Genomic DNA, 663 nt, shown 5'->3' with positions numbered 1-663 from the left:
CCTTGCGCGAGACGTCCAGCGCGAGAGGCACTGCCAGAAGGCTTTCGCGCAGGAATACGAAGTCGGCGGCATTGCGGCCAATGTCGGCGGCGGTGGCCGGAGCGATCGAGACATGCGCCGCGCTCAGTGCAGGCGTGTCGTTGAGGCCGTCACCAACCATCAGAACCTTGTGTCCGTCTTTCGCCAGGGTCTCGATGCGCTCGACCTTGCCGGATGGCAACAGGCACGGAACGAAGTCCTCGATACCCAGCATCTCGGCGGCTTCACCGCAGGCACCCGCAGTATCGCCCGACAGCATCTGCACCGACACCCCGGCGTCGCTCAATAGCTTGATCGCCAAGCCGGCGTCGGCGCGCAGCGCATCCTCGAAATTGAAGGTCGCGACAATGAGCCCGTCTTTTGTCAGCACCGTTCCGCCATAGCCATGTTTGCCTTCACCACCGGTCCGGGCCTTCCATCCAGCCCATCCGCGTCGACCTAGCCGCCAAGTGCTTCCGGCGTCGGTGGCTTCGATGCCAAACCCTGGATGCTCGGTCACGGTATCGAATTTGTGCCGCGCGCCAGGAGCGGCAAAGCCGGCTATGGCCCTTGAAAACGGATGGCGGGAATGCGCGGCCATGTCTCCCGCGACTGCCAGCATGCCCGGATCCATCGAGCCCGCAT

1 protein-coding gene is annotated in these 663 nt (G+C 64.1%); it reads right to left on the bottom strand.

Going from position 1 to position 663, the window contains the following annotated elements:
* A partial coding sequence (locus EN943_RS37275; RefSeq protein WP_127416635.1) for an HAD-IC family P-type ATPase occupies positions 1-663 on the bottom strand: 663 nt, incomplete at both ends.

The organism is Mesorhizobium sp. M7A.F.Ca.US.006.01.1.1, from assembly GCF_003997935.1.
Taxonomy (GTDB): Bacteria; Pseudomonadota; Alphaproteobacteria; order Rhizobiales; family Rhizobiaceae; genus Mesorhizobium.
The sequence above is the reverse complement of the archived record's forward strand: the minus strand, read 5'-3'. Positions and strand labels throughout refer to the sequence as shown.